Source organism: Burkholderia catarinensis (genome assembly GCF_001883705.2).
GTDB classification, from domain to species: domain Bacteria; phylum Pseudomonadota; class Gammaproteobacteria; order Burkholderiales; family Burkholderiaceae; genus Burkholderia; species Burkholderia catarinensis.
The window spans coordinates 1-25,774 of sequence record NZ_MDEQ02000037.1 but is presented as its reverse complement, the minus strand read 5'-3'; the positions used below and the strand labels follow the sequence as shown (position 1 = coordinate 25,774).

The 25,774-nt window shown below is 68.7% G+C and carries 28 protein-coding genes; 12 read left to right on the top strand and 16 right to left on the bottom strand.

Annotation, left to right across the window (positions count from 1 at the left end):
- Positions 1-46: 46 nt before the first annotated feature.
- Positions 47-1,300 (bottom strand): kynureninase, encoded by a 1,254-nt coding sequence (gene kynU, locus BFF94_RS34200; RefSeq protein WP_162285551.1) that lies wholly within the window; start codon positions 1,298-1,300, stop codon positions 47-49.
- Between the two features lie 25 nt (positions 1,301-1,325).
- Entirely contained in the window at positions 1,326-1,967 is a 642-nt protein-coding gene (gene kynB, locus BFF94_RS34195) for an arylformamidase (protein ID WP_219140340.1), read from the bottom strand.
- Between the two features lie 130 nt (positions 1,968-2,097).
- On the opposite strand from kynB, the gene BFF94_RS34190 reads away from it, so the two are divergent.
- Positions 2,098-2,598, top strand: a complete 501-nt coding sequence (locus tag BFF94_RS34190; RefSeq protein ID WP_128843776.1) for an Lrp/AsnC family transcriptional regulator — start codon at positions 2,098-2,100, stop codon at positions 2,596-2,598.
- On the opposite strand, the gene BFF94_RS34185 is transcribed toward BFF94_RS34190, so the two are convergent.
- The 3 genes from BFF94_RS34185 to BFF94_RS34175 all read right to left on the bottom strand — a co-directional run bounded on the left by BFF94_RS34185 (position 2,585) and on the right by BFF94_RS34175 (position 5,506).
- Positions 2,585-3,094 (bottom strand): flavin reductase family protein, encoded by a 510-nt coding sequence (locus tag BFF94_RS34185; RefSeq protein ID WP_128843775.1) that lies wholly within the window; start codon positions 3,092-3,094, stop codon positions 2,585-2,587. The two genes, BFF94_RS34190 and BFF94_RS34185, sit on opposite strands and share 14 nt — an antisense overlap.
- A 343-nt stretch (positions 3,095-3,437) precedes the next feature.
- The gene (locus BFF94_RS34180) at positions 3,438-4,103 is read right to left on the bottom strand and encodes a hypothetical protein (RefSeq protein ID WP_128843774.1); all 666 of its coding nucleotides are present in this window, start codon (positions 4,101-4,103) and stop codon (positions 3,438-3,440) included.
- Positions 4,100-5,506 (bottom strand): selenium-binding protein SBP56-related protein, encoded by a 1,407-nt coding sequence (locus tag BFF94_RS34175; RefSeq protein WP_128843773.1) that lies wholly within the window; start codon positions 5,504-5,506, stop codon positions 4,100-4,102. The genes BFF94_RS34180 and BFF94_RS34175 overlap by 4 nt, the downstream gene beginning before the upstream one ends.
- A 140-nt stretch (positions 5,507-5,646) precedes the next feature.
- On the opposite strand from BFF94_RS34175, the gene BFF94_RS34170 reads away from it, so the two are divergent.
- Together BFF94_RS34170 and msrA are read left to right on the top strand one after the other, a co-directional pair.
- The gene (locus tag BFF94_RS34170; RefSeq protein WP_201260403.1) at positions 5,647-6,090 is read left to right on the top strand and encodes a hypothetical protein; all 444 of its coding nucleotides are present in this window, start codon (positions 5,647-5,649) and stop codon (positions 6,088-6,090) included.
- A gap of 4 nt (positions 6,091-6,094) precedes the next feature.
- Entirely contained in the window at positions 6,095-6,655 is a 561-nt protein-coding gene (msrA, locus tag BFF94_RS34165; protein WP_128843772.1) for a peptide-methionine (S)-S-oxide reductase MsrA, read from the top strand.
- 34 nt (positions 6,656-6,689) lie between these two features.
- On the opposite strand, the gene BFF94_RS34160 is transcribed toward msrA, so the two are convergent.
- The 3 genes from BFF94_RS34160 to pdxH all read right to left on the bottom strand — a co-directional run bounded on the left by BFF94_RS34160 (position 6,690) and on the right by pdxH (position 9,976).
- Complete coding sequence (locus BFF94_RS34160) at positions 6,690-7,967, bottom strand: DUF72 domain-containing protein (RefSeq protein WP_219140339.1); 1,278 nt, start codon at positions 7,965-7,967, stop codon at positions 6,690-6,692.
- A 23-nt stretch (positions 7,968-7,990) separates the two neighbouring features.
- Entirely contained in the window at positions 7,991-9,211 is a 1,221-nt protein-coding gene (locus BFF94_RS34155; RefSeq protein WP_128843081.1) for a class I SAM-dependent methyltransferase, read from the bottom strand.
- Between the two features lie 120 nt (positions 9,212-9,331).
- The gene (pdxH, locus tag BFF94_RS34150) at positions 9,332-9,976 is read right to left on the bottom strand and encodes a pyridoxamine 5'-phosphate oxidase (RefSeq protein WP_128843080.1); all 645 of its coding nucleotides are present in this window, start codon (positions 9,974-9,976) and stop codon (positions 9,332-9,334) included.
- A gap of 128 nt (positions 9,977-10,104) precedes the next feature.
- Here pdxH and BFF94_RS34145 point away from each other — a divergent pair, with 128 nt between their 5' ends.
- Positions 10,105-10,962, top strand: a complete 858-nt coding sequence (locus BFF94_RS34145; protein WP_128843079.1) for a tRNA threonylcarbamoyladenosine dehydratase — start codon at positions 10,105-10,107, stop codon at positions 10,960-10,962.
- A gap of 107 nt (positions 10,963-11,069) precedes the next feature.
- Here BFF94_RS34145 and trxA read toward each other — a convergent pair whose 3' ends face one another.
- Together trxA and BFF94_RS34135 are read right to left on the bottom strand one after the other, a co-directional pair.
- Positions 11,070-11,918, bottom strand: coding sequence for a thioredoxin (trxA, locus tag BFF94_RS34140; protein ID WP_128843078.1), 849 nt, complete (start codon positions 11,916-11,918; stop codon positions 11,070-11,072).
- 52 nt (positions 11,919-11,970) lie between these two features.
- Complete coding sequence (locus BFF94_RS34135) at positions 11,971-12,852, bottom strand: pirin family protein (protein ID WP_128843077.1); 882 nt, start codon at positions 12,850-12,852, stop codon at positions 11,971-11,973.
- 252 nt (positions 12,853-13,104) lie between these two features.
- Between BFF94_RS34135 and BFF94_RS34130 the strand changes: the two genes are divergently transcribed.
- Positions 13,105-13,983 (top strand): EamA family transporter, encoded by an 879-nt coding sequence (locus tag BFF94_RS34130; RefSeq protein WP_201260387.1) that lies wholly within the window; start codon positions 13,105-13,107, stop codon positions 13,981-13,983.
- A gap of 54 nt (positions 13,984-14,037) precedes the next feature.
- Here BFF94_RS34130 and BFF94_RS34125 read toward each other — a convergent pair whose 3' ends face one another.
- Both BFF94_RS34125 and tsaE read right to left on the bottom strand, forming a co-directional pair.
- Positions 14,038-15,567, bottom strand: coding sequence for an N-acetylmuramoyl-L-alanine amidase (locus BFF94_RS34125; protein WP_128843075.1), 1,530 nt, complete (start codon positions 15,565-15,567; stop codon positions 14,038-14,040).
- The gene (gene tsaE, locus BFF94_RS34120) at positions 15,549-16,103 is read right to left on the bottom strand and encodes a tRNA (adenosine(37)-N6)-threonylcarbamoyltransferase complex ATPase subunit type 1 TsaE (protein ID WP_128843074.1); all 555 of its coding nucleotides are present in this window, start codon (positions 16,101-16,103) and stop codon (positions 15,549-15,551) included. Before tsaE ends, BFF94_RS34125 begins: the two co-directional genes overlap by 19 nt.
- A gap of 17 nt (positions 16,104-16,120) precedes the next feature.
- Between tsaE and queG the strand changes: the two genes are divergently transcribed.
- From queG to xerD, 3 genes are all read left to right on the top strand, one after another.
- The gene (gene queG, locus BFF94_RS34115) at positions 16,121-17,356 is read left to right on the top strand and encodes a tRNA epoxyqueuosine(34) reductase QueG (RefSeq protein ID WP_219140338.1); all 1,236 of its coding nucleotides are present in this window, start codon (positions 16,121-16,123) and stop codon (positions 17,354-17,356) included.
- 64 nt (positions 17,357-17,420) lie between these two features.
- The gene (locus BFF94_RS34110; protein WP_158061936.1) at positions 17,421-17,888 is read left to right on the top strand and encodes a methylated-DNA--[protein]-cysteine S-methyltransferase; all 468 of its coding nucleotides are present in this window, start codon (positions 17,421-17,423) and stop codon (positions 17,886-17,888) included.
- On the top strand, positions 17,888-18,838 hold the full coding sequence (gene xerD / locus BFF94_RS34105; protein ID WP_128843072.1) for a site-specific tyrosine recombinase XerD: 951 nt from the start codon (positions 17,888-17,890) through the stop codon (positions 18,836-18,838). The genes BFF94_RS34110 and xerD overlap by 1 nt, the downstream gene beginning before the upstream one ends.
- A gap of 55 nt (positions 18,839-18,893) precedes the next feature.
- On the opposite strand, the gene BFF94_RS34100 is transcribed toward xerD, so the two are convergent.
- The gene (locus tag BFF94_RS34100; RefSeq protein WP_219140337.1) at positions 18,894-20,456 is read right to left on the bottom strand and encodes a class I adenylate-forming enzyme family protein; all 1,563 of its coding nucleotides are present in this window, start codon (positions 20,454-20,456) and stop codon (positions 18,894-18,896) included.
- 240 nt (positions 20,457-20,696) lie between these two features.
- Here BFF94_RS34100 and ybaK point away from each other — a divergent pair, with 240 nt between their 5' ends.
- Entirely contained in the window at positions 20,697-21,188 is a 492-nt protein-coding gene (gene ybaK, locus BFF94_RS34095) for a Cys-tRNA(Pro) deacylase (protein ID WP_128846469.1), read from the top strand.
- A 121-nt stretch (positions 21,189-21,309) separates the two neighbouring features.
- Positions 21,310-21,948 (top strand): glycerol-3-phosphate 1-O-acyltransferase PlsY, encoded by a 639-nt coding sequence (gene plsY, locus BFF94_RS34090; RefSeq protein WP_027785242.1) that lies wholly within the window; start codon positions 21,310-21,312, stop codon positions 21,946-21,948.
- 76 nt (positions 21,949-22,024) lie between these two features.
- Here plsY and BFF94_RS34085 read toward each other — a convergent pair whose 3' ends face one another.
- The gene (locus tag BFF94_RS34085; protein ID WP_128846467.1) at positions 22,025-22,510 is read right to left on the bottom strand and encodes a YajQ family cyclic di-GMP-binding protein; all 486 of its coding nucleotides are present in this window, start codon (positions 22,508-22,510) and stop codon (positions 22,025-22,027) included.
- Positions 22,511-22,646: 136 nt separating this feature from the next.
- On the opposite strand from BFF94_RS34085, the gene murB reads away from it, so the two are divergent.
- On the top strand, positions 22,647-23,696 hold the full coding sequence (murB, locus tag BFF94_RS34080) for a UDP-N-acetylmuramate dehydrogenase (RefSeq protein ID WP_128846464.1): 1,050 nt from the start codon (positions 22,647-22,649) through the stop codon (positions 23,694-23,696).
- Between the two features lie 90 nt (positions 23,697-23,786).
- Here murB and argF read toward each other — a convergent pair whose 3' ends face one another.
- Positions 23,787-24,716 carry an ornithine carbamoyltransferase gene (gene argF, locus BFF94_RS34075; RefSeq protein WP_059233373.1) on the bottom strand — a complete coding sequence of 310 codons (930 nt, stop codon included), beginning with the start codon at positions 24,714-24,716 and terminating at the stop codon, positions 23,787-23,789.
- A gap of 415 nt (positions 24,717-25,131) precedes the next feature.
- Between argF and BFF94_RS34070 the strand changes: the two genes are divergently transcribed.
- Positions 25,132-25,452, top strand: coding sequence for a DUF3579 domain-containing protein (locus tag BFF94_RS34070; RefSeq protein ID WP_128846471.1), 321 nt, complete (start codon positions 25,132-25,134; stop codon positions 25,450-25,452).
- 109 nt (positions 25,453-25,561) lie between these two features.
- Here the strand turns inward: BFF94_RS34070 and BFF94_RS34065 are convergent.
- A partial coding sequence (locus BFF94_RS34065) for an integrase core domain-containing protein (protein ID WP_219139647.1) occupies positions 25,562-25,774 on the bottom strand: 213 nt, incomplete at its 5' end.

The window sequence follows — 25,774 nt, the reverse complement described above, 5'->3', positions numbered from 1 at the left end:
ATGACGGGGGCGCGGCGCGCGGCTCGCGCGCGCCGGGCAAAGCCGGTCAGGTCACCGCGCCGCGCTCGGCGAACTCGGGTGCCTTCCATGCGTCGGTGGCGAGGATGTCGCGCAGCGTCTCGACGGCATCCCACACGTCGGCGAAACGCGTATAGAGCGGCGTGAAGCCGAAGCGCAGCACGTACGGCTCGCGGTAGTCGCCGATCACGCCGCGCGCGATCAGCGCCTGCATCACCTCGTAGCCGTGCGGATGCTCGAAGCTCGCCTGCGAGCCGCGCTGGTGATGCGCGCGCGGCGTGACGAGCTTCAGCGACAGCCCCGCGCAGCGCGCCTCGACGAGCGCGACGAACGCGTCGGTCAGCGCGAGCGACTTGCGGCGGATCGCGTGCATGTCGGTCTGCAGGAACACGTCGAGCCCGCATTCGACCATCGACATCGATACGATCGGCTGCGTGCCGCACAGGAAGCGTGCGATGCCCGGATCGGGCGCGAAGCCCGGCTGCATCGCGAACGGCGCGCGGTGGCCCCACCAGCCGGACAGCGGCTGCGAGAAATGCGCATGATGGCGCTGCGGTACCCACACGAACGCGGGCGAACCGGGGCCACCGTTCAGGTACTTGTACGTGCAGCCGACCGCGCCGTCCGCGCGCGCGCCGTTCAGGTCGACCGGCACTGCGCCGGCCGAGTGCGCGAGATCCCACAGCATCAGCGCGCCCGCGTCGTGCACGAGCTGCGTGACGGCCGGCATGTCGTGCATGTAGCCGGTACGGTAGTTCACGTGCGTGATCATCGCGACGGCCGTGTCCGCGCCGAGCGCGTCGGGCAGGTCGGCCGGATCGTCGATCAGGCGCAGCTCGTAGTCGCCGCCGAGCTGCTCGATCAGCCCCTGCGCGATATACAGGTCGGTCGGGAAGTTCGAGCGTTCCGACACGATCACGCGGCGCTCGGGCGCGCGTTCGGCCTGGCGGCGCACCATCGCCGACAGCAGCTTGAACAGGTTGATCGAGATGGTGTCGGTGACGACCGTTTCGCCGGGCGCGCCGCCGATCAGCGTCGCGAGCTTGTCGCCGAGACGGCGCGGCAGCGCGAACCAGCCGGCCGTGTTCCAGCTCCGGATCAGGCCTTCGCCCCATTCGGCGCCGATCACCTGCTGCGCGCGGGCGGCCGACGCGCGCGGCTGCGCGCCGAGCGAGTTGCCGTCGAGGTAGATCACGCCGTCGGGCAGCGCGAACTGGTCGCGCAGCGGGGCGAGCGGGTCGTCGCGGTCGAGCGCGAGCGCATCTTCACGGGTCTTGATCATGATGTGGGGTCGTCAGTCGGGGTAATCAGGAAGCACGCGCGGGCAGTGCGCGCAGCACCGCGCGCACGGGGCTCGCGTCGAGCGTTGCGAACTTCAGCGGCAGCGCGATCAGTTCGTAGTCGCCGGCCGGCACGTCGTCGAGCACGATGCCTTCGAGGATCGCCATCCGGTGCGCGCGCACGCGGTGATGCGCCGCCATCGTCTTCGATTCCTGCGGGTCGAGCGACGGCGTGTCGATGCCGATCAGCCTCACGCCGTGCGCGGCGAGCAGGTCGACGGTTTCCGGCGCAACCGCGCAGAAATGGCTGTCCCATTGCTCGACGCTGGCGCGCGCATACGTGCGCAGCAGCACGCGCGGGGGCGCGCCGTCGAGCGCGGCCGCGATGTCGGCCGGCCGCACGACGGGCGATGCGCCGATGCAATGGATCACGCGGCACGGGCCGAGGTAGGTGTCGAGCGGCACGGCGCCGATCGGCGCGCCGTCGGCGTCATAGTGCAGCGGCGCGTCGCAGTGCGCGCCCGTATGCGGCGACAGCGTCAGCCGCGCGACGTTGACCGGCGAGCCGGCCTCCATCCGCCACACGCGTTCGACGGAAACCGGCGTATCGCCCGGCCACACGGGAGTGGCGGGGCTGACAGGCGGCGAGATGTCCCAGAGTGTGTCCATGGCATGACGAGTCGGTGAGTCAATGCTTCGAATGATAGGTGGACGCTCGCAGAAAGTGCTTGCGAAATAAACATGGACAATCCGCCGAATTGGCAGATAATTCGACTCAGAGGGAAAACGGGGACCATAAATGCACGCGATCACGCTCGATGCCACCGACTGCCGGATTCTGGCGGTACTGCAGGAGGAGGGCAGAATCAGCAATCTCGACCTGGCGGAGCGCATTTCGCTTTCGCCATCCGCCTGCCTGCGCCGCATGCGCCTGCTCGAGGAGCAGGGCGTGATCGAGCACTATCGCGCGTGCCTGAGCCGCGAGAAGCTCGGCTTCGAGCTCGAGGCGTTCGTGCAGGTATCGATGCGCAACGAAGAGAATCAATGGCACGAGCGCTTCGCGGAAGCGCTGCGCGAATGGCCGGAGGTGGTCGGCGCGTTCGTCGTGACGGGCGAGAGCCACTATCTGCTGCGCGTGCTCGCGCACAATCTCAAGCACTATTCGGATTTCGTGCTGCACCGGCTCTACAAGGCGCCCGGTGTGATGGACATCCGTTCGAACATCGTGCTGCAGACGCTGAAGGATGAAGCCGGCGCGCCGGTCGGACTGGCGCGCACGGGCGCGATCAAAGCGATGTGAGACCGTGGAAGCCGCCGCCGTGGAACACGAGCGGCGGCGTCGTGTCCGATGCGGCCCGCACGCCGCAGCGCTCCACTTCGCCGACGAAGATCACGTGGTCGCCTTCGTCGTAGCGGCTGCGGTTGTGGCATTCGAACCACGCGAGCGCGCCGTCGAGCACGGGCATCCCCGAGTTGCCGGCCGCATGCGCGATCCCTTCGAAGCGATCGCCCTTGTAGGTCGAGAAGCGCTTGCACAGGTCGACCTGCGACGCCGCGAGCACGTTCACCACGTAATGGCTGTTGCCGCGGAACACGGGTGTCGACGCCGATTTGTGCGCGAGGCTCCACAGCACGAGCGGCGGATCGAGCGAGACCGAGTTGAACGAGCTGGCGGTGATGCCGATCAGCTGGCCGGACGGCGCGCGCGTCGTGATCACCGTCACGCCCGTCGCGAACTGGCCGAGTGCCTGGCGGAACGCGGCCGCGTCGAAATCCGGCGGAGTGGCGCGGCTCATCGGGCGGCCATCCGGAACGAAACGGGCGGGCGCGGCGCGCGGCGGATGCGACGGGCGCGGCGGACGAAAGGCGACAAGGCGGTCGAATGGGAAGTGGTGCGCATGGCCCGATTTTAGCGGAATCGGGGCCGCCGGGCCCGGCCGGACGGCGCATCGCGGGCACAAGGGTGGCGTGGCGAACACTGCGGCGCGATGCCGGGTTCGCGATGGCGCGCGGTCGGCATGGCCATTCTGTCGCGTTTTTGTGCGGTGCCGGCGGTAGCCGGCCGCTTGCGGCGGCCGATGCGCCGAGCAGCCCATCCGCCGATCCATCGATCCATCGACCCGGCCGCCGCTGCCCGCATTATCGCGCCGCCGCGAACCCGAGCGACAGCGCGCCCGTCACGATCAGGCTCGACGCCCACACGGCGTCGAGATTGAACCAGCTCCGCGACACGAACTTCAGCCCGAGATAGCGGTACACGAGCCACGCGAGCCCGCCGCCGGCGGCGATCATCGCGGCCGCATGCACGGCCGCGACGACGAGCGCCATCCCGAGGTGCGCATCGACGAGCGTGGCCGCCGCGCGGTGGCCGGCGTCCCTGTCGAGCCCGCAGAGCCCGAGATAGATCGGCACCAGCATCAGCCCCGCACCGTGCGCGATCGCGACCGCGAACGACCACAGGCCGAGCCGCGCGGGCGGGATCCGCGCGAGCGCGCGCGGATGCCGGCGCCGGATCAGCAGCACGGCGCCGAAGCCGATCACGAGCGCGCTCGCGCCGATCCGGATCGCCGATTGCCACGCGAGCAGCGCGGCGAGCAGCCCGAACGGCAGCATCACCGCGAATACCGCGAGCGCATGGCCGAGCGCGAGATAGCCGAGCGCCGCGACGAGCGCGCCGCCGCGGCGCGTCATCAGCGCGTTCGATACCGCGAGCGGCCAGCCCATCGCAGGGTTGAGCCCGTGATAGACGCCGCTCGCGAGCACCGCCGCCCACAGCGCGAACTGTGCGTGAAGACCGGTGCTCAACGCTTGACCGACGGATAGCAGAACGAGTCGGTCGAGCAGTCGCCGCCTTCGAGCCGGATCTGGTGCGCGCGGTAGCCGTCGGGGAACTCGACCCAGTAATCGTCGGCGAGCGTCAACCCGCCCTCCGGCCCCGCATGCGCGAGCACCTGCGCGGCCGGCACGCCGTCCGGATAGAACTGGTCGTCCCACGTCGAATACAGCGAGTTGGTCCAGTACACGCGCCGGCCGTCGCGGCTGATCTCGACCATCTGCGGGCCGCCCGCGAATGTACGGCCGTTCGTGTGCGGCGCGCGGCGCGCGATGCCGCCGATGCGCACCGACCCAGCGAGCACCGGGTTGTGCGGGTCCGACACGTCGTACTGGCGCATCTCGCCGGTGCCCCAGCACGACACGTAAAGGAAGCGGTCGTCGAGCGACAGGTCGATGTCGGTCACGAGCGGCGGCACGGCGCCGAACGATTTCAGGAGCGGCGGCAGTTCGTCGGCCGTGGCCGGCTCGGCCGGGATCGTCGCCGTCTTCTTCGCGTGGAATTTGCCGCCTTCGCGCCACCAGGTCCAGATCGAGCCTTCAAGATTCGTCGTGTCGACCACGACGCCGACGAACCCGTATTCGCGCACCGGATCGTGCGCGGGCCGCACCTCGAGCGCCATCTGGTGCTGCGCGCCGAGATCGATCGTCTGCACGTTGCGCCGCGCGCGCAGGTCCCAGAAATGCAGCCGGTGCCCGTACTTGTTCGCGAGCAGGTCTTCCGGGACGATGCCGTGCTCGAATTGCGGCGGCAGCGCCCATTCGCTCGACACCATGTAGTCGCGCGGCAGGTTCCACCAGAAGTCGTAATGCTTGTCCTGCGGGCCGCGGTCGATCTCCCAGCGGCCGAGCACGTCGAAGCTCTCGCAATCCATGATGAAGATGCCGGGCGCGCCGTCGGTGCCGTCCTTGCCCGCGCCGCCGAGCGTGCTCACGTAGATGCCCTCGGGGCCGCAGTGAACGGTGTGCGGCCGCGAATAGCCGGTCTTCGCGAAGATCTCGTCGGGCTCGACGATCTTGTGGATGCGCGCCTGCGTCGGGTGCGGCTTCGTGTCGATCACGTAGATGCGCGACGAGCGCAGGCCGGGGATGATCAGGAAGCGGCGCTCGAGGAACGCATGGCCGGTCAGCGGCGACAACGCCGACGAACACGCATTCCAGCCGAAGTGGTGAAACTCGTCGCCGGTGTTCGGCATCGTCACCGTATGCACGATCTTTCCGTAGGTCGGCGAACCGGGCTTCACGTCGATCACGGCAAGCGCGTCGGGTCTGGAAAAATCGGGGCTCAGCAACAACGTATAGGCAAATTCTTCCGCCGGCGCCTGCATTGCAAGCTCCGGCGAAGCGTGAAACGTCGGGTCAGGCCGCATGCTCATGGTGATGCCCTCTCGGTATCGGATCACGGACGCACGGCCGTTCGCTACGGGCGTGCGGGTTGGGGTTGCCGCGCGGCGCGAAACACGCCGGCGGGAGCGATCGGCAGGCGGATGCACGCGTCGGCGACACGTGCGGCGCCGTGCATCAGATCGTGAAAGCGGATAAAGGCGATGCGCCGGATCGCCGCGCCCGGGGCGACCCGAAGGCACGGCATGGCGATGGTGCGGTCGAAGCGGCACCCCGCGACGCGGCGACGGCCGGGCGGGTGATGCGAGTGACGCGGATGACGCGGGCGATGTCCGTCAAGGCAGGCATATCGATGTTCCGGCAGATGATGTTTGCATCAGGGTCGGGCGTGCATCGGACGCTTCGCGCGGGACGGCGGGTGTGCCGCCGCGCTCGCGCTTGCCTGGGAAGTGTAGACGAGAAACGCGCGGCGGACCGCCTGCTCGATCTGTCAGGTTCGCGCGCGAGTGAGATACTTGCCGAAGTGCCGCTGCGTCCCGCATCACCGACGGGCAGCGGCGGGACGAAACGGTGGCGCCGGCCATGCGTGCCGGCTGCCGTCATCAACGAGGGCTGATTTCATGGGGAACGAGATGCTTGAAACCGCAACGTTGGGAGGCGGGTGTTTCTGGTGCACGGAGGCCGTGTTTCTCGACGTCGACGGCGTGACGGCCGTCCAGTCGGGCTACGCGGGCGGCCATACGCGCAATCCGGGCTATCGCGACATCTGCGAAGGCGACACGGGCCATGCGGAAGTCGTCAACGTGACGTTCGATCCGGCGCGCATCGGCTATCGCGAGATCCTCGAGATCTTCTTCGCGACGCACGATCCGACCCAGTTGAACCGGCAGGGCAACGACGTCGGCACGCAGTACCGGTCGGTCGTGTTCACGCATTCGGATGCGCAGCGCGATACCGCGCTCGACGTGATCCGCGAGTTCGAGAGCGAGCAGGTGTTCGGGCAGCCGATCGTCACGCAGGTCGTGCCGCTCGACGGCAACTACTGGCCGGCCGAGGACTATCACCAGAACTATTACGCGCGTAACCCCGGGCAGGGCTACTGCTCGGTCGTGATCGGGCCGAAGCTCGCGAAATTCCGGCAGAAGTTCTCGCACCGGCTGAAATCGCTGCGCGGCGCGTGAGCGCCTGAACGGCGGGAACCGGCGGAAACGTGCGTCAAGCCGCCTCGCTGCGCCACTGCGCGCACGCGGCGGCGATCTCGCGCGCGAGCGCGATGCACGACAGCGGCGCGGAGCCTTCCGCCTTGTTGTTGATCGTGATGATCACCGGCTGCCCGGCCAGCGCATAGCGCGCGGCGAGTTCGGCGAGCGCCGAGCGCGTGGCCGGATCCTCGTCGACGAGCTTGTCGAACGGCTCGTATTTCGCTTTCGCCTGTTCGTACTTGAATCCGCCGTGCAGGCTCCAGCGCACGATCAGCGGGCCCGGCGCGTCGCCGTCGAGCAGCGCGAGCGCGGCGGCCTGGCGCAGCGGGTCCGGCATCCGCGCGTGCAGGCCGACGCAGTAGCGCACGCCGAGCGCGGCGAGCGTACGGATGAAGCGCGGCGTGAGCAGGCTCGCGTCGCGGATCTCGATCGCGTAGCGCGTGCCGTCGGCGTCAGGCGGCAGCGCCGCGAAGAACGCGGCGAGCCGGTCGATCAGCGCGGCCGGTTCGGCAAGCAGCCGGTCGGGCAGCGGCGAGAACTGGAACACGAGCACGCCGGCTTTCCGGCCGAGCCCTTCGAGGCACGGCTGCACGAATTCCCGCGTGGCGAGCTGCGCGTCGAGGAAGGTCGGGTTCGGCCCCGACGGCTCGCCGCGCCGGCCGCGGATGACGGCATCGGTCACCGATGCCGGCGCCTTCACGACGAAGCGGAAATCGTCCGGCACCTGCTGCGCGTAGCGCAGGTAGTCGGCAACCGACAGCGGCCCGTAGAACGACCGGTCGAGGCTCACGCTCTTCAAGAGCGGATGCGCGCCGTACGCTTCGAGCCCTTCGCGCGACAGCTTCGTCTGCGCGAAATCGCCGTCGTAGACGATGCCGTTCCAGCCGGGGAAGTACCACGACGACGTGCCGAGCCGGACGTTCGGCGGCAGGCCGGCCGCTGCGTCGGCCACGTCCGCCGCGATCGGCGCGGGCAGCACGCCGCGCCGGCGCCTGCCTTGCTTCGGCGGCGCGGCCGGCGGGGGCGGTTCGTCCCATAGCAGGCCGGACGACGCGGGCGGCGTTTCGTCGGAAGAACGGGGGGCTGCGCGGGCCGCCGGTGCATCGCCATGCGCGTCCGGCGTCACGTGTTCGTCGGCGCCGGCAGGGCGGCCAGCGTCCGCAGGCGACGCGCGTGCGGCGTCCGGCGGCACGCCGAACAGGTCGAATTGTCCGTCGGCGTGCGACCCGTCCGCGTCGTCGTGCTGCTGTCGTTCAGGCGGCGCCTTGCGCCGCGTCCTGCCGTCACCCATGCATGCTCAGCGTGAAGCGCCGCCTAGCGCGGCAGCGCGTGTTCGTACATATAGCGCCGCGACCACGGCAGTGTCTTCGCGCTCTGCCCGGCCTTGCGGCACACGATCTGGAAGATCGACACGTCGTCGTGCTCGAACGCATACGCGCAGCCGGCAAGATACACGCGCCAGATGCGGAATTTTTCGTCGTCGACAAGTGCCCTGGCTTCTTCGGCCTTCGCTTCGAAGTTCTCGGTCCAGATATCGAGCGTGCGCGCATAGTGCCGCCGCAGGCTTTCGACGTCAATTGTCTCGAGTCCGCCGCGCTGCGCCGCTTCGAGCGCGAGGCTGATGTGCGGCAGCTCGCCGTCCGGGAACACGTAGCGGTCGATGAATTCGCCGCCGCCGAGCGCCGTTTCGCCGCTTTCCGCGTCGGTCGACGTGATCCCGTGGTTCATCGCGATGCCGTCGTCGGCGAGCAGGTCATGCACCCGCGAGAAGTAGAGCGGCAGGTTCTTGCGGCCGACGTGCTCGAACATCCCGACGCTCGTGATGCGGTCGAACTGGCCGTCGACCTCGCGGTAATCCTGCAGGCGGATCTCGATCCTGTCTTCCAGCCCCGCGGCCTTCACGCGTGCGGTCGCGAGGTCGAACTGGTTTTGCGACAGCGTCACGCCGAGACACGTCGCGCCGAACTTCTGCGCGGCGCGCAGCACGAGCGCGCCCCAGCCGCAGCCGATGTCGAGCAGGCGCTGGCCGGGCTCGAGCCGGATCTTCGTCAGGATGTGGTCGATCTTCTTGATCTGCGCGGTGGCAAGATCCTCGTCGCCGTTCTCGAAGTACGCGCACGAGTACACCATGTTCTCGTCGAGCCACAGCTTGTAGAACTCGTTCGAGACGTCGTAGTGATACTGGATCGCCTTCCTGTCGGTGCTTTTCGAGTGATTGAAGTAGCGCTTCACCCGCGCGAGCTTGCTTGCGCTCGTCACCGTGCTGCGCGCAAGCGAGTAGCTGATGTTGATGATGTCCGACAGCCTGCCTTCGATGTCGATCTTGCCCTTCACGTACGCCTCGCCGAGATTGTCGAGGCTCGGTTCGAGCAGCAGCGGCAACGCCGACGCGCTGTTCACCTTCAGCGTGACCTGCGGCGCGCTGAAGGTGCCGAAATCGAGTTGATCGCCGTTCCACAGCACGAGGCGCGCCGGTATGTTCGCTTTCGCCCGTACCTCGTCCGCCCACTGTGCCAGCTTCTTTTCCCAGAACATTTGGATTCTCCGTTTGTTCGTTGAATCGAATACAGCCAAGTATCTTGACCGGCGCCCGCCGCTTGCGGCGCGGGCGCCTGGATGCAACACGAGACACGGCCGGCGGTGCCGGCGCCGCGCTTACGGCGACAGGCGCGAGATCGTCCAGTTCGGCGATGCGTCGGCGTCGCGCGTATAGAGCAGGCGGTCGTGCAGCCGCGACGGGCGCCCCTGCCAGAACTCGATCGAGTCGGGCACGAGGCGATAGCCGCCCCAGTGCGGCGGGCGCGGTGGGTTGTCGCCGTAGCGTTCGCTGACGGCCCTTTCCTGCGCTTCGAGCGTCGCGCGGCTGTCGATCACGGCGCTCTGCTCCGACGCCCAGGCGCCGATGCGCGAGCCGAGCGGGCGCGACGCGAAATAGCGGTCGCTTTCTTCGGCGCTGGTTTTCTCGATCCGGCCTTCGATGCGCACCTGGCGCTCGAGTTCGATCCAGTAGAACAGCAGCGCCGCTTGCGGATGCGCGGCGAGATCGCGCCCCTTGCGGCTTTCGTAATTGGTAAAGAACACGAACCCGCGTTCGTCGACGCCCTTGATGAGCACGATCCGGGCTGACGGCCGGCCGTCGGCGCCGACGGTCGCGAGCGTCATCGTGTTCGGCTCGGGCAGTTTGGCGGCGAGCGCCTCCTTGAACCAGCGGTCGAACTGGGCGAAAGGATCGTGGGCGGCATCGACTTCGTCGAGCGAGGCACGTGAATAATTGATGCGGAGATCGGCGAGTGTGGTCATGTTATGCAAACGCTTCAATCTGGAACCATTGTAGCGAACGCGCAAGAATCGTGCGTGCACAGTGGCGCGTGCGAGCGGGGAGTTCAGGCAAAATAGAGGGCTGCTCGACTTACGTTTTCCTTGCTGCCATGTCCGCTGCCGACGCTGCCCCGCCCAGTTTTTCTGATCTTACCCCGACCCCGACAATCCAGCTTGACGTGGATCGAGCGCGGCGTTTCGGCGGCGTCGCGCGGCTGTACGGCGCGCCGGCGGCGGCCGCTTTCGAGCGCGCGCATGTCGCGGTGATCGGGATCGGCGGCGTCGGGTCGTGGGTGGCCGAGGCGCTCGCGCGCAACGCGGTCGGCACGCTGACGCTGATCGATCTCGACAACGTCGCGGAAAGCAATACCAACCGGCAGATCCATGCGCTCGACGGCAATTACGGCAAGCCGAAGGTCGACGCGATGGCCGAGCGGATCGCGCTGATCGATCCCGCGTGCCGCGTGAACCGGATCGAGGATTTCGCCGAGCCCGACAACTTCGATGCGCTGCTCGGCGGCGGCTTCGACTACGTGATCGACGCGATCGACAGCGTGCGTACGAAGGTGGCGCTGATCGCGTGGTGTGTCGCGAAGCGGCAGCCGCTTATCGTCGTCGGCGGCGCGGGCGGCCAGCTCGACCCGACGCGCATCCGGATCGACGATCTCGCGCTGACGATCCAGGATCCGCTGCTGTCGAAGGTGCGCGCGCAGTTGCGCAAGCAGCACGGCTTCCCGCGCGGGCCGAAGGCGCGTTTCAAGGTCAGTGCCGTGTATTCGGACGAGCCGCTGATCTATCCGGAAGCGGCCGCCTGCGACATCGAGGACGGCGCGGAGCCGTCCACGGCCGCGCACGTCGCGGGGCTCAACTGTGCGGGATTCGGTTCGAGCGTGTGCGTGACCGCGAGCTTCGGTTTCGCGGCCGCGGCGCATGCGCTGCGCGCGATCGCGGCGCAGGCCGCCGGCTGACCCGCGAAGCGCGGGCATCGATGGATGCTGCGGCGCGGGTCACGCGCCGCCGGCGATACAGCGATACGGCGATTCAGCCGGGCCGTTGCGGCCCGGCCGGCTACACGTCAGTTGAGCGCCATGCTCAGCTTGCGCCGCCATCCGGCGACGAGGTCGGGGCGATCGCCGGCCATTTCGAACACCGAGATCATCGTGCGGCGGCCGAGATCGTCGCCGTACGCGCGGTCGCGCGTCACGATTTCCAGCAACTGTTCCAGCGCGCCTTCGTACGCGCGCCGCGCGATCAGGCTCTGCGCGAGGTCGAAGCGCGCGTCGAGGTCGCCCGGGTTCGCCGCGATGCGCGCTTCGAGCGCGTCGGTCGGCGGCAGGTCGGCCGTGGCTTCGAGCGCGTCGAAGCGGGTCTTGATCGCCTGGTAGCGCGGATCGTCGCCTTGCGCGGTCTGCGGCGACAGGCGCTCGGTCTCCGTGCGCGCGGCGTCGACCTGGTTGCTCGCGAGCAGCAGTTCGATCAGGTCGAGGCGTGCGTCGTCGAAGCCGGGGTTCAGCGCGAGCGCCGCTTCGAGGTGCGTGAGCGCATCGTCGTAGCGCGACTCGGCCATCGCGTACTGCGCGGCGCGGCGTTCGGCTTCCTCGGGCGCCGGCAGCAGCCGGTCGAGGAACGCGCGCAACTGGCCTTCGGGCAGCACGCCGACGAACTGGTCGACCGGGCGCCCGTCGGCGAACGCGATCACGTGCGGGATGCTGCGCGTCTGGAAGTGCGCGGCGAGTTCCTGGTTCTCGTCGACGTTGACCTTCACGAGCTTCCAGCGGCCTTCGTAGTCGCCTTCGAGCTTTTCCAGCAGCGGGCCGAGCGTCTTGCAGGGGCCGCACCACGGCGCCCAGAAGTCGACCAGCACGGGCATGTCCAGCGACGCCTCGATGACGTCTTTCTCGAATGTGGCAAGCGTGGTGTCCATGGCGTTCTCTTCCGTTCGAATATCGTCAGGATGGGGGCGGCGTGCCCCTTTTTCAACGCGGCTTCGTCTCGGGCAGCGGAATCCACTCGGTCTCGCCCGGCACCTTGCCCATTTCCTGGCGCGTCCAGGCCTGCTTCGCGTGCTCGATCGCAGCGCGGCTGCTGGCGACGAAATTCCACTCGATGAAGCGCTCGCCGTCGATCCTGTCGCCGCCGAGCAGCATCGCGCGCGCGCCGCTGCCGCTCGTCAGCGTGACCGCCGCGCCCGGCGCGAGCACGGCCATCTGCTCGGCCGGCACCGGCGTGCCGTCGATCGCGAGCTCGCCGTCGACCACGTAGACCGCGCGCTCCTCGTGCGCCGCGTCGAGTTCGATCCGGCCGCCGGCCGCGAACTCGGCCGCGACATACAGCGTGCGCGAGAACGTCGTGACCGGCGAGCGCAGCCCGAACGCGTCGCCGGCGATCACCGTCAGCGATACGCCGTCTTCGTCGCGCTTCGGCAGCGTGTCGGCCGCATGGTGCTCGAACGACGGCTCGGTCGTCTCGTGCGCGCGCGGCAGCGCGACCCAGGTCTGGATCCCGTGCACGGTGTGGCCGTTTTCGCGCTGCGCGTCGGGCGTGCGTTCGGAGTGGACGATCCCGCGGCCGGCCGTCATCCAGTTCACGTCGCCCGGCACGATTTCCTGCCGCGAGCCGAGGCTGTCGCGGTGCAGGATCGCGCCGTCGAACAGGTAGGTGACGGTGGCGAGCCCGATATGCGGGTGCGGGCGCACGTCGAGCCCCGTGCCGGGCGGCAGCGTGGCGGGCCCCATGTGATCGAAGAAGATGAACGGGCCGACGAGGCGCGCGGCGAGCGCGGGCAGCGTGCGGCGCACCTGCAGGTTGCCGATGTCGCGCACGTGCGGCTTCAGCAGGGCTTTGATCGGATCGGTCATGGCGGGTCCTGTAGGGCGGCGGGGGATGCCGGTCATTGTACTGGCCCGCCGCCGATTCCATGCGCGCCGCGCGGGTATCGGGCCGGGTGCCGAAACCCGGTAGACTGACCGGCTTCCAAGAAAACGCCGGGCCGCCCCGAGTTTTCCGCCCCGAAGGAAGTCCCGTTGCGGGATGCCCCCGGGGAGCCTGGCGCGACGCGACAGGGCCGGGGCACTTTGCACAACGATTCGACAATCGAGGAGACGCCGATGATGGCCCCGAAGGACTTGCTGCTCGCGCTGGTCGTGATCCTGGCGTGGGGCGTGAACTTCGTCGTGATCAAGGTCGGCCTGCACGGCATGCCGCCGATGCTGCTCGGCGCGCTGCGCTTCACGCTCGCGGCCGTGCCCGCGGTGTTCTTCGTGCGCCGGCCGCAGATTCCGTGGCGCCTGCTGGTGCTGTACGGCGCGACGATCCAGCTCGGCCAGTTCGTGTTCCTGTTCACGGGCATGTACGTCGGCATGCCGGCCGGCCTCGCGTCGCTCGTGCTGCAGTCGCAGGCGTTCTTCACGCTCGTGTTCGCGATGCTGTTCCTCGGCGAGCGGCTGCGCATGCAGAACCTGGCCGGGCTCGCGATCGCCGCGGGCGGGCTCGTCGTGATCGCGGCGCAGGGCGGCCGCGCGATGACGCTCGCGGGCTTCTTGCTGACGATCTGCTCGGCGGCGATGTGGGCGTTCGGCAACATCGTCACGAAGAAGGTCGGCAAAGCGAACCTCGTGTCGCTCGTCGTGTGGGCGAGCCTCGTGCCGCCCGTGCCGTTCTTCCTGCTGTCGCTGTGGTTCGAGGGGCCGCAGCGGATCGCGACCGCGCTCGCCGGGCTGAACGGCGCGTCCCTCTTCGCGGTCGCCTATCTCGCGTTCGTCGCGACGCTGCTCGGCTACGGGCTGTGGAGCCGCCTGCTGTCGCGCTACCCGGCCGCGCAGGTCGCGCAGTTCTCGCTGCTGGTGCCGATCGTCGGCCTCGCGTCGTCGGCGCTGCTGCTCGACGAACATCTGACGCGCACGCAACTGATCGGCACGGCGCTCGTGATGGGCGGGCTCGCGGTGAACGTGTTCGGCGGGAAACTGATGCGCCGCTTCGCGGCCTCGTGACGCGCCGGCACGCGCTGCGTGCCGGCGGCGGGGAAGGGACGGCCAGGGACGCCGTCAGGCCATCCGGTTCTTCGCGAGCGGCGGATTCGCGGCGAAATAGCGCTTGATGCCGCGGAAGATTGCGTCGGCCATCTGGTCGCGATAGCTGTCGTCGTTCAGCCGGCTCTCTTCTTCCGGGTTGCTGATGAATGCCGTCTCGACGAGGATCGACGGAATGTCGGGCGCCTTCAGCACCGCGAACCCGGCCTGCTCGACCGAGCCCTTGTGCAGCTTGTTGATGCCGCCGACTTCCTTCAGCACGTAGTTGCCGTAGCGCAGCGAGTCGCGGATCTGCGCGGTCGTCGACATGTCGAACAGCGCGCGGTTCACGGCCGCGTCCGCCGTCTTGATGTTGATGCCGCCGATCAGGTCGGACGAATTTTCCTTGTTCGCCATCCAGCGCGCCGCGGCGCTCGTCGCGCCGTGGTCGGACAGCGCGAACACCGACGAGCCGCGCGCGGACGGCGTCGTGAACGCGTCCGCGTGGATCGACACGAACAGGTCGGCGCCCACGCGGCGCGCCTTCTGCACGCGCACGTTCAGCGGCACGAAGAAGTCGGCGTCGCGCGTCATCATCGCGCGCATGTTCGGCGCGCCGTCGATCTTCGCGCGCAGCTTCTTCGCGATGTCGAGCGCGATGTGCTTCTCGTACGTGCCGCCGCCGCCGATCGCGCCCGGATCCTCGCCGCCGTGGCCCGGATCGATCGCGACCGTCAGCAGGCGTACGGTGCCGCCCTTGCCGGATTTCGGCGCGGTGAACTTGTAGGTGTCGCCGTCGTCGTCGCTGTTGTCGCGGCGGGCGATGACGGGCGGCGGCTTGACGGCCGGCTTCGCGGGCGTCGCAGGCGTGCCGGCGGCGGGCGGCGTGTGCGGCGTGGCAGGCGTGCTCTGCGCGAAACGCTGGAAGAATGCGTCGCTGTTGTCGCCCGCGGCGGGCGGCGGCGGCACGCCCGGGCCGTTCAGCGCGGTCGGCGGCTGCATCTGCTGTGCGCGCGCCGAGTCGTTGAGCGCCTGTTCCTTGCGTTCCGTCTGCGCGATCAGGTCGGACAGCGGATCGGGCGCGACGGCCGGATACAGGTCGAACACGAGCCGATACTTGTAGGTGCCGACCGGCGGCAGCGTGAACACCTGCGGCTTCACCGAGCCTTTCAGGTCGAACACCATCCGCACGACGTGCGGCTGATACTGGCCGACGCGCACCGACTGGATCTGCGGATCGTTCGGCGCGATTTTCGACACGAGGTCGCGCAGCGCCTGGTCGAGATCGAGGCCGCTCAGGTCGACGACGAGACGGTCGGGACCCTGCAGCAGCTGTTGGCTATTCTGCAGCGGCTGGTCGGATTCGATCGTGACGCGCGTGTAATCGCGCGCGGGCCAGACGCGCACGCCGAGCACCGACGACGCGTGCGCGAGCCGCGGCGCGACGAGGCCGAGCACCAGCGTCGATGCCCCCGCGCGCAGGATCTGGCGGCGCCGCCAGTTATGCGTCGCGGTGGCCGCCGATTCGATCGAGCGGAACGGTTTGATCAACATCTTTCGAGACATGCCTTTCCTGAAGCGCTGTACGCCCGGACGGTGAGGGCGCGGCCGTCGCCATCCACGTCGAGCGAGAAAACCAGATCGGGCACGCCGAGCAGCGCGCCTGCCTGTTGCGGCCATTCGACGAGGCAGATCGCGCTGGAATTGAAATATTCGCGAAAGCCTGCATCGGACCATTCGGCCGGATCGTTGAATCGATACAGATCGAAGTGATAGACCTCGAGTTCCCCATCGCTGCGTTCGAGCGCGTACGGCTCGACGAGCGTATAGGTCGGGCTGCGCACGCGTCCCGGGTGGCCGAGGCCGCGCAGGATCGCGCGCACGAGGGTCGTCTTGCCCGCGCCGAGATCGCCGACCAGCTGGATTTGCAGCCCGTCGAACGCGTGCGCGCGGGAGAGGTCGGCGCGCGCCGCATCGAGCGCGTGCGCGAAGCGGGTGCCGAAGGCCTCGGTCGCCGCTTCGTCGGCGAGTGCGATCACGCGCTCCGCGAACGGGGCGGGTAGCATGGCGTCATGAGGCTGATGACTGGGCGTGGCTGGCATTCTCGTAAAATAGTGCGATGAACCGATTACCGGAACTCGCCGCATCCGACAGGCCTTCGACTCTTACCGAAGGCGCGGCGCCGTGCGCGCTCGATGATGCGGCGTTGACTGCGCTCGCCGCTCGCATCAGGGCGTGGGGGCGCGAATTGGGTTTCGGGGCGATCGGCATCAGCGATACCGATCTCTCGGATGCCGAAGCAGGCCTCGCCGCCTGGCTGGACGCCGGGTACCACGGCGAAATGGATTATATGGCGAAACATGGGATGAAACGCGCGCGGCCGGCCGAACTTGTGGCCGGTACGCGACGCGTGATTTCCGTGCGGCTCGCCTATTTGCCGGCCGAAACGCTCGCCGCCGGCGCGCCCGACGGCGAGCCGGGCGCGCTCGTGCTGCACGACTGGCGCGCACGCGAACGGGCACGCCTCGACGATCCGCAGGCGGCCGTCGTGTCGATCTACGCGCGCGGCCGCGACTATCACAAGGTGCTGCGCAACCGGCTGCAGACGCTCGCGGAGCGCATCGAGCGCGAGATCGGCGCGTTCGGCTATCGCGTGTTCACCGATTCGGCGCCCGTGCTCGAGGTCGAGCTCGCGCAGAAGGCCGGCGTCGGCTGGCGCGGCAAGCACACGCTGCTGCTGCAGCGCGATGCCGGTTCGCTGTTCTTCCTCGGCGAGATCTACGTCGACGTTCCGCTGCCGACCGACGCGCACACGTCGCCCGACACCGCGCCCGAGACGCCCGGCGCGCACTGCGGCAGTTGCACGCGCTGCATCGGCGCATGCCCGACCGGGGCGATCGTCGAGCCGTATCGCGTCGACGCGCGCCGCTGCATCTCGTACCTGACGATCGAACTGAAAGGCAGCATCCCCGAACCGCTGCGGCCGATGATCGGCAATCGCGTGTACGGCTGCGACGACTGCCAGCTCGTGTGCCCGTGGAACAAGTTCGCGCAGGCCGCGCCCGTCGCCGATTTCGACGTGCGGCACGGCCTCGACCGCGCGACGCTCGTCGAGCTGTTCGCGTGGGACGCGGAAGCGTTCGATACGCGGATGCAGGGCAGCGCGATCCGGCGCATCGGCTACGAAAGCTGGCTGCGCAATCTCGCGGTCGGGCTCGGCAATGCGCTGCGTGCCGGCGCGGACCGGCTCGCGCCGCCGGCGCGCGACGCGATCGTCGCCGCGTTGCGTGCGCGGGCCGACGATCCGTCGCCGGTCGTGCGCGAGCATGTCGAATGGGCGCTGCGTGCCGCGTGAAGGCGGCGTAAAGTGTCGTCGGCGCGCGGCGGTACCGCGCGCATCCATCGGTCAGGAGAGGGCCATGTTCAATGCAGTCATCGACGCGCCGTTCGGCAAGGTCGGCATCCGCACGGACGCCGCGGTGGTGCGCGAGATCGTCTATCTGCCCGAATCGGTGAAGTCGGTCGATCCGGATTCGCCGCTCGCGAAGCGTGCGGTCAAGCAGATCGAACGTTATTTCGAGCGTGCGTCGGCGCGCTTCGACCTGCCGCTCGCCGAAGTCGGCAGCGCGTTCCAGCATCGCGTGTGGAACGTGATCAGCGATATCCCGCCCGGCACGGTGCTGACCTACGGCCAGGTCGCGAAGCGGATCGGCAGCGCGCCGCGCGCGGTCGGCCAGGCGTGCGGCGCGAACTATTTCCCGCTCGTGATCCCGTGCCACCGCGTCGTCGCGGCGGGCGGCCTCGGCGGTTTCGCGAACCACGACGACAACGGCTATTACCAGCAAGTGAAGCGCTGGCTGCTGACGCACGAGGGCGTGCCGTATTGATGAGCGAACCATTGATGACTCCCGAAGCCGGCGACGATACCGCCGCGGCGTCGCCCGCGCTGCTCGCGAGCCGCGCGTCGATCGACGTGTTCTGCGATGCGCTGTGGCTTGAGCACGGGCTCGCGCGCAACACGCTCGACGCGTACCGGCGCGATCTGGTGCTGTTTTCCCAATGGCTGGCCGCGACACACGACGCGCCGCTCGATTCGGCCGACGAGGCGATGGTGACGGGCTACATCGCCGCGCGCAGCGACGGCAAGGCGACGTCGTCGAACCGGCGGCTGTCCGTGTTCCGGCGCTATTACGGCTGGGCCGTGCGGGAGCATCGCGCGAGCGCCGACCCGACGCTGCGGATCATGTCCGCGAAACAGGCGGCCCGGTTTCCGTCGACGCTGTCCGAGGCGCAGGTCGAGGCGCTGCTCGGCGCGCCCGACATCGGCACGCCGCTCGGCCTGCGCGATCGCACGATGCTCGAGCTGATGTACGCGAGCGGACTGCGCGTGAGCGAGCTCGTGACGCTGAAGACCGTCGAGGTCGGCCTCAGCGAGGGCGTCGTGCGCGTGATGGGCAAGGGCTCGAAGGAGCGGCTCGTGCCGTTCGGCGAAGTGGCGCACGACTGGATCGAGCGCTACCTGCGCGAAGCGCGGCCGGCGCTGCTCGGCGCGCGCGCGGCCGATGCGCTGTTCGTGACCGCGCGCGGCGACGGGATGACGCGCCAGCAATTCTGGAACATCATCAAGCGCCACGCGCAGCAGGCCGACGTGCGCGCGCACCTGTCGCCGCATACGCTGCGGCACGCGTTCGCGACGCACCTGCTGAACCACGGCGCCGACCTGCGCGTCGTGCAGATGCTGCTCGGCCACAGCGACATCTCGACCACGCAGATCTATACGCACGTCGCGCGCGAGCGGCTGAGGACGCTGCACGCGCAACACCACCCGCGCGGCTAGCGCGCGGGGCGCCCGCATCCGGCACGGCGCGCTCCGCTGTGCGCGCCTGCCGGCGTCAGATCAGTTCGCGCAGCTTGTGCTTCAGCACCTTGCCTGTCGACGCGGCCGGCAGCGCGTCGAGCACGCGGATGTGCGCAGGGCGTTTGTAAGGCGCGAGCCGCTCCGCGCACCAGGCGTGCAACGCTGCTGCGCCCGCCGCCGCGCCGGGCACCAGCTCGACGAACGCGAGCACCTCCTCGTTGCCTTCGACCGCGCGGCCGATCACGGCCGCCTGCACGACGTCCGGATGCGCGTTCAGCACCTGCTCGACTTCGACCGGATACACGTTGAAGCCCGACCGGATGATCAGTTCCTTGCTGCGGCCCGCGATCGTCACCGCGCCGTCCGCCTCCTGCCGCGCGAGATCGCCAGTGCTCAGCCAGCCGTCCGGCGACACGGCCGCGCGCGTCGCGTCCGCGTTGCGGTAGTAGCCGAGCATCACGTTCGGCCCGCGCACGCGGATCTCGCCGACTTCGCCCGGCGGCACGTCGGTGCCGTCAGGCGCGACGAGCCGCAACTCCACGCCCGGAATCGGCACGCCGACCGAGCTGTCGGCGCGCGGCGCGTCGAGCGGCGTCTGCGTGATCGTCGGGCTGCTCTCGGTCATCCCGTAGCCGTTGTGCAGCGGCACGCCGTACAGGCGCTCGACGCGCGCCTTCAGGTTCGCGTCGAGCGGCGAGCCGCCCGAATACGCGAAGCGCAGGCGCGGCGCGTGCCATGCGTGGCCGTGCGTGTGCAGGTGTTCGAGCAGCTTCGCGTGCATCGCGGGCACGCCCTGGAAGATCGTGACGCCTTCGTCGGCGAGCGCGACGCGCACGGCTTCCGGGGAGAAGCGCGGGGCGAGCCGCAGCGTCGCGCCTGCGTACAGGCTGCCGAGACAGACCGACGCGAGCCCGTACACATGCGACACGGGCAACACCGTGTAGACGACGTCGTCGGGTGACACGCGGCGCAGCGTGCTCGACGTCGCCGCGATGAACAGCAGGTTGCGGTGCGACAGCATCACGCCTTTCGGCGCGCCGGTCGTGCCGGTGGTGTAGATCAGCGCCGCGCATTGCGCGGCGCCGTCGGCGGCCACCGGTTCGCCCGGCGCGCTTGCGTCGACGCGATACGACCACGCGCCGATGTCGACCGGCAGCGCGCCCGCGGGCGTCGCGCCGTGCCGCGCGGCATGCGTGCGCGCGTCGGGCGAGGCATCCGTCGCGAACGCGATCAGCTTGGGGCGCGCGTGCGCGGCGATCGCGTCGAGTTCGCCGGCCGACAACCGCGCGTTCGACACGAGCGCCCACGCGTCGACGCGGGCAACCGCGAACAGCAGCACGATCTGCGCGACGCAGTTTTCCGCGACGATCATCACGCGGTCGCCGCCGTGCACGCCGAGACTCGCGAGCAGCGCCGCCGCCGCATCGACGGCCCGTGACAGGTCGCCGTACGACAGGCGGCGCGCGTCCTCGATCAGCGCCGGGTGCGCGGGCGCCTGCGCGGCCCAGCGCGCGGGCACGTCGGCGATGCGGCGAGGCAGCGCGGCGAGCAGCACATCGACGTCGAGCGGCTCCGATGAACGGATGGACGAGGGCATGGCGTCTCCAGAAAAGGGGCGGGCGGCGGCCGGCGATGTTTGCGAACGATCGTGCCATGACGACGCGCGCGCCACAATCGGCCAATCGGGCAATAGCGCTTCGCGATGTCCGCAATGATGATGGGCGGAATCGTTGCGGCGACGCAGCAGGCCGCCCGGCGGAAAACGGGCCGCGAGTATACCGCCGGCACGGGCGCCGCCCTTGCGCGCCCGCCGGTCGTTCGCCATTAGAATGCCGCCATGAGCAAATCCAGACACGTGTCCGAAACCCCAGCAACCCAGTTGTTGCGCCGCCACGGCGTTGCGTTCGGCGAGCATCCGTACGAATACGTCGAGCACGGCGGCACCGGCGAATCGGCGCGCCAGCTCGGCGTCGACGAGCACGGCGTCGTGAAGACGCTCGTGATGGAAGACGAACACGCGAAGCCGCTGATCGTGCTGATGCATGGCGACCGCACCGTGTCGACGAAGAACCTCGCGCGGCAGATCGGCGCGAAGCGCGTCGAGCCGTGCAAGCCCGAAGTCGCGAGCCGGCACTCGGGCTATCTCGTCGGCGGCACGTCGCCGTTCGGCACGCGCAAGGCCATGCCCGTCTACGTCGAGGCGACGATCCTCGAACTGCCGACGATCTACCTGAACGGCGGCCGTCGCGGCTACCTCGTCAGCCTCGCGCCGGCGGTGCTCACGTCGCTGCTCGGCGCGCAGCCCGTACAGTGCGCGAGCGTCGACTGAGGGTTTCACCTTCGCGGCAGCCCGCGCTCGTTCGGTAGAATGGGCGCCGTTTCGGCTTGCGGCCATGGCTTGCCGCGCACCGCCGCCCCTTTACCGATACGTTGAAAGAAGAGTCCTCCGCATGCAGATCCTGCTCGCCGCCCTCGTTGCCTACCTGATCGGTTCGGTGTCGTTCGCCGTCGTCGTCAGCGCCACGATGGGCCTGGCCGACCCGCGTTCGTACGGGTCGAAGAATCCCGGCGCGACCAACGTGCTGCGCAGCGGCAACAAGAAGGCCGCGATCCTGACGCTCGTCGGCGACGCGTTCAAGGGCTGGATTGCCGTCTGGCTTGCACGGCACTTCGGCCTGCCCGATGTCGCGGTCGCATGGGTCGCGATCGCCGTGTTCCTCGGCCACCTGTATCCGGTGTTCTTCCGCTTCCAGGGCGGCAAGGGCGTCGCGACCGCGGCCGGCGTGCTGCTCGCCGTGCATCCGGTGCTCGGGCTCGCGACCGCGCTGACCTGGCTGATCGTCGCGTTCTTCTTCCGCTATTCGTCGCTCGCGGCGCTGGTGGCGGCCGTGTTCGCGCCGGTGTTCGACGTGTTCCTGTTCGGCACGGGCCACAACCCGGTCGCGTGGGCCGTGCTCGCGATGAGCGTGCTGCTCGTGTGGCGCCACCGCGGCAACATTTCGAAGCTGCTGGCGGGGCAGGAGAGCCGGATCGGCGACAAGAAGAAGGCGGCCGCGGACGGCGGCGCGCAGGACGGCGGGAAAGCCTGAGGAGGCGGCGGTCGCCGCGCGCCGGGCGCGCCGCGTGTGCGGGGCCCGGCGTGATGACGGGACGGATCGGCGGCGATCAGTCGCGGAAGTTGTTGAAGTCGAGCGGCGTGTCGGTCACGTCCTTGCGCAGCATCGCGATCACGCCCTGCAGGTCGTCGCGCTTCGTGCCGGATACGCGCACGGCGTCGCCCTGGATGCTCGCCTGCACCTTGATTTTGCTGTCCTTCACGAGCCGGACGATCTTCTTCGCCAGATCGCCGGTCACGCCTTTCTTCACGGTGACGATCTGCTTGACCTTGTCGCCGCCGATCTTCTCGACCTTGCCGTAGTCGAGGAAGCGCACGTCGACGTTGCGCTTGGCCAGCTTGCCGATCAGCACGTCCTTGACCTGGCCGAGCTTGAAATCGTCGTCGGCGAACAGCGTCAGCTCGCGTTCTTTCTGCTCGACGCGCGCGTCGGAGCCCTTGAAGTCGAAGCGCGTCGAAATTTCCTTGTTCGACTGCTCGATGGCGTTCTTCACTTCGATCATGTTCGCTTCGGAAACGACGTCGAACGATGGCATGGCATTCTCCCTTGAGATGCGGGTACCCGGCTCGCGCGCGGGCACTCGCTATAATTGCGGACTGTTTGCCATTTTACCGATGCCCCTCCGTTTGCCCAAGGCCGGCCATGCGCCGCCCGGGCCGACGTGACCGCGAATGCCGATGCCTCCTGACGATTCCGCCCTGTCGCTGCTTCCCGACCATCCGCTCGCCGCGCACAACACGTTCGGCATCGCCGCGACGGCGCGCTTTGCCGCGCGCATTACGCATGCGTCGCAGTTCGAGGCGCTGCATCGCGACCCGCGCGTCGCGAACCTGCCGCAACTCGTGCTCGGCGGTGGCAGCAATGTCGTGTTCACGCGCGATTTCGACGGCGTCGTGCTGCTCGACGAGATCGCGGGCCGCCGCGTCGTGCGCGAGGACGACGACGCGTGGTACGTCGAGGCCGGCGGCGGCGAGAACTGGCACGCGTTCGTCGCGTGGACGCTCGAGCACGGGATGCCGGGCCTCGAGAATCTCGCGCTGATCCCGGGCACCGTCGGCGCCGCGCCGATCCAGAACATCGGCGCATATGGCCTCGAGATGAAGGCGTATTTCGACTCGCTGGTCGCGGTCGAGCTGGCGACGGGGCGCAGCGAGCGCTTCGATGCCGCGCGCTGCGCGTTCGGCTACCGCGACAGCTTCTTCAAGCGGGAAGGGCGCGGCCGGTTCGCGATCGTGTCGGTGACGTTCCGGCTGCCCAGGCAGTGGACGCCGCGGCTCGGCTACGCGGACGTCACGCGCGAACTCGACGCGGGGGGCATCGCACCCGATGCGGCGAGCCCGCGCGACGTATTCGACGCGGTCGTCGCGATCCGGCGCGCGAAGCTGCCCGATCCGCTCGTCCTCGGCAACGCGGGCAGTTTCTTCAAGAATCCGGTGATCGATGCCGCGCAGTTCGACGCGCTGCGCACCCGCGCGCCCGATGTCGTGTCGTATCCGCAGCCGGACGGGCAGGTCAAGCTCGCCGCCGGCTGGCTCATCGACCGCTGCGGCTGGAAGGGGCGCGCGCTGGGGGCGGCGGCCGTGCACGACCGCCAGGCGCTCGTGCTCGTCAATCGCGGCGGCGCGACGGGGGCCGAGGTGCTCGCGCTTGCGCGGGCGATCCAGGCCGACGTGCGCGCGCGATTCGGTGTCGAACTCGAGCCCGAGCCCGTCTGCCTGTAACGCGGGTTCCGCGCCGCTTTTCGCGCACCCAAACAAAAAGCGCCGATCGACGACCGGCGCTTTTTTACGGGTTGCCGGGTGCCGCGCGCGTCAGTGCTTGAGGCGGCCGAGCAGCAGGAACTCCATCAGCGCCTTCTGCACGTGCAGGCGGTTTTCCGCCTCGTCCCACACGACGCTCTGCGGGCCGTCGATCACGCCGGCCGTCACTTCCTCGCCGCGGTGCGCGGGCAGGCAGTGCATGAACAGCGCGTCCGGGTTCGCGTGGCCCATCATTTCCTCGTCGACGCACCAGTCGGCGAACGCCTGCATGCGGGCCTCGTTCTCGGCCTCGAAGCCCATGCTCGTCCACACGTCGGTCGTCACGAGATCGGCGCCCTTGCATGCTTCGTTCGGATCGTCGAACACCTCGTAGAACGGCGCGCTGCCGGGCGACACGAGCTTCATGTCGAGCGCGTAGCCGGGCGGCGTGGACAGGCGCAGCTTGAAGCCGAGGATCTGCGCGGCTTCGATCCACGTGTAGAGCATGTTGTTGGCGTCGCCGACCCACGCGACGGTCTTGCCGGCGATCGGGCCGCGGTGCTCGTAGTACGTGAAGATGTCGGCGAGCACCTGGCACGGGTGGTAATCGTTGGTCAGGCCGTTGATCACCGGCACGCGGGAGTTCTCCGCGAAGCGCGTGATCACTTCCTGCTCGAACGTGCGGATCATGATGATGTCGACCATCCGCGAGATGACCTGCGCGGAATCCTCGACGGGTTCGCCGCGGCCGAGCTGCGTGTCGCGCGTGCTCATGAAGACGGCGTGGCCGCCGAGCTGGAAGATCCCGGCCTCGAACGACAGGCGCGTGCGCGTCGAGCTCTTCTCGAAGATCATCGCGAGCGTGCGGTCGTGCAGCGGGTGATAGGTCTCGTAGTTCTTGAACTTGCGCTTCAGGATACCCGTGCGTTCGAGCACGTACTCGTAGTCTTCCAGCGAGAAATCCTTGAACTGCAGGTAGTGACGAATGGTTTTGGCGGTCATGAAGCGAAATACGGCGGGTTCCCCCCGGCAGCAAGGCCGGACGGCGCCGCCGTCGGGTGTGGATAACTCAAAGCAGCATAAAGGATTTTCTGTGCTTTGACGAGCCGCGGAGAGAAGCGGGGCATGATCGCCGCATGCGGCCGGCGGTACGGGAAGGAGGGGCTTGGGACGGCGCGCGATGGCGCGCTGCGGTATAATCCAAAAGTTTTCTCCAGCCCGGCAGGCAAGCCTCCTCGCGCTCTGCCGGACACAAGCCGTGCGCTGCACAAATCCGGTGCAGCACACCGGCGGCGCGCATCGGCGTCCCGTTTTCGGGATATCGCGGAGTGCTTGTGCCGCCGGCCATTCAAGCTTTGTGTTCGCGTATCCAGGCGCCGTCGCCTGGGCATCGCCGGGCCGTCACTTGGGTAACCACATGGCTGAAACCCCTCCGACCGAATTTTTTATCCAGGGCATCACGAAAGACGGGAAAAAGTTTCGCCCGAGCGATTGGTCGGAACGTCTGGCCGGGGTGATGGCCTGCTTCGGGCCGGGGGCGAGCGGGCGAAATGCGCGTCTCCAGTATTCGCTGTACGTGCGCCCGACGATGCTCGGCGACCTGAAATGCGTGATCCTCGATTCGCGGTTGCGCGACGTCGAGCCGATGGCTTTCGATTTCGTGCTGAATTTCGCGAAGGACAACAACCTCGTCGTCACCGAGGCGTGCGAGCTGCCCGACTACAACGCGAAGAAGTGATGCCGGCGGGCGAGGGCGCATGCTGCGCCCGCCCGGGCAAGTGCCGTCAGCCCGCGTGATGCGCGGACGACAGTGTCAAGTCCTGGAATAGGTTGACAGTATCCAGCCCCTAGAGCGCCCGATGCACCGCATCGGGCGTTTTGTATTTCAGAGCGGCATGTGGCCGCTCGTGGTTATAGATGCGAACCGACTGTTCGACCATCTTGGCGGCCTGCTCAAGGTCAGCGGGACGTTGCAACAGGAACTCGCCCTTGAGGATGCCGTTGACCCGCTCGGCCAGAGCATTCTGATAGCAGTCGTAGCCGTCCGTCATCGAACAGCG

Bases quoted from the DNA above. Each gene is read 5' to 3' on its own strand.
- BFF94_RS34110 (WP_158061936.1), top strand. From the start codon at position 17,421: ATGTTCAATGCAGTCATCGACGCGCCGTTCGGCAAGGTCGGCATCCGC.
- BFF94_RS34070 (WP_128846471.1), top strand. From the start codon at position 25,132: ATGGCTGAAACCCCTCCGACCGAATTTTTTATCCAGGGCATCACGAAA.
- queG (WP_219140338.1), top strand. From the start codon at position 16,121: ATGAACCGATTACCGGAACTCGCCGCATCCGACAGGCCTTCGACTCTT.
- BFF94_RS34160 (WP_219140339.1), bottom strand. From the start codon at position 7,967: ATGGGTGACGGCAGGACGCGGCGCAAGGCGCCGCCTGAACGACAGCAG.
- BFF94_RS34190 (WP_128843776.1), top strand. From the start codon at position 2,098: ATGCACGCGATCACGCTCGATGCCACCGACTGCCGGATTCTGGCGGTA.
- BFF94_RS34130 (WP_201260387.1), top strand. From the start codon at position 13,105: ATGGCCCCGAAGGACTTGCTGCTCGCGCTGGTCGTGATCCTGGCGTGG.
- pdxH (WP_128843080.1), bottom strand. From the start codon at position 9,976: ATGACCACACTCGCCGATCTCCGCATCAATTATTCACGTGCCTCGCTC.
- BFF94_RS34155 (WP_128843081.1), bottom strand. From the start codon at position 9,211: ATGTTCTGGGAAAAGAAGCTGGCACAGTGGGCGGACGAGGTACGGGCG.
- ybaK (WP_128846469.1), top strand. From the start codon at position 20,697: ATGAGCAAATCCAGACACGTGTCCGAAACCCCAGCAACCCAGTTGTTG.
- BFF94_RS34100 (WP_219140337.1), bottom strand. From the start codon at position 20,456: ATGCCCTCGTCCATCCGTTCATCGGAGCCGCTCGACGTCGATGTGCTG.
- argF (WP_059233373.1), bottom strand. From the start codon at position 24,716: ATGACCGCCAAAACCATTCGTCACTACCTGCAGTTCAAGGATTTCTCG.
- BFF94_RS34185 (WP_128843775.1), bottom strand. From the start codon at position 3,094: ATGAGCCGCGCCACTCCGCCGGATTTCGACGCGGCCGCGTTCCGCCAG.
- kynB (WP_219140340.1), bottom strand. From the start codon at position 1,967: ATGGACACACTCTGGGACATCTCGCCGCCTGTCAGCCCCGCCACTCCC.
- BFF94_RS34175 (WP_128843773.1), bottom strand. From the start codon at position 5,506: ATGAGCATGCGGCCTGACCCGACGTTTCACGCTTCGCCGGAGCTTGCA.
- plsY (WP_027785242.1), top strand. From the start codon at position 21,310: ATGCAGATCCTGCTCGCCGCCCTCGTTGCCTACCTGATCGGTTCGGTG.
- BFF94_RS34145 (WP_128843079.1), top strand. From the start codon at position 10,105: ATGTCCGCTGCCGACGCTGCCCCGCCCAGTTTTTCTGATCTTACCCCG.
- kynU (WP_162285551.1), bottom strand. From the start codon at position 1,300: ATGATCAAGACCCGTGAAGATGCGCTCGCGCTCGACCGCGACGACCCG.
- murB (WP_128846464.1), top strand. From the start codon at position 22,647: ATGCCGATGCCTCCTGACGATTCCGCCCTGTCGCTGCTTCCCGACCAT.
- trxA (WP_128843078.1), bottom strand. From the start codon at position 11,918: ATGGACACCACGCTTGCCACATTCGAGAAAGACGTCATCGAGGCGTCG.
- msrA (WP_128843772.1), top strand. From the start codon at position 6,095: ATGGGGAACGAGATGCTTGAAACCGCAACGTTGGGAGGCGGGTGTTTC.
- BFF94_RS34135 (WP_128843077.1), bottom strand. From the start codon at position 12,852: ATGACCGATCCGATCAAAGCCCTGCTGAAGCCGCACGTGCGCGACATC.
- BFF94_RS34125 (WP_128843075.1), bottom strand. From the start codon at position 15,567: ATGTCTCGAAAGATGTTGATCAAACCGTTCCGCTCGATCGAATCGGCG.
- BFF94_RS34085 (WP_128846467.1), bottom strand. From the start codon at position 22,510: ATGCCATCGTTCGACGTCGTTTCCGAAGCGAACATGATCGAAGTGAAG.
- tsaE (WP_128843074.1), bottom strand. From the start codon at position 16,103: ATGCCAGCCACGCCCAGTCATCAGCCTCATGACGCCATGCTACCCGCC.
- xerD (WP_128843072.1), top strand. From the start codon at position 17,888: ATGAGCGAACCATTGATGACTCCCGAAGCCGGCGACGATACCGCCGCG.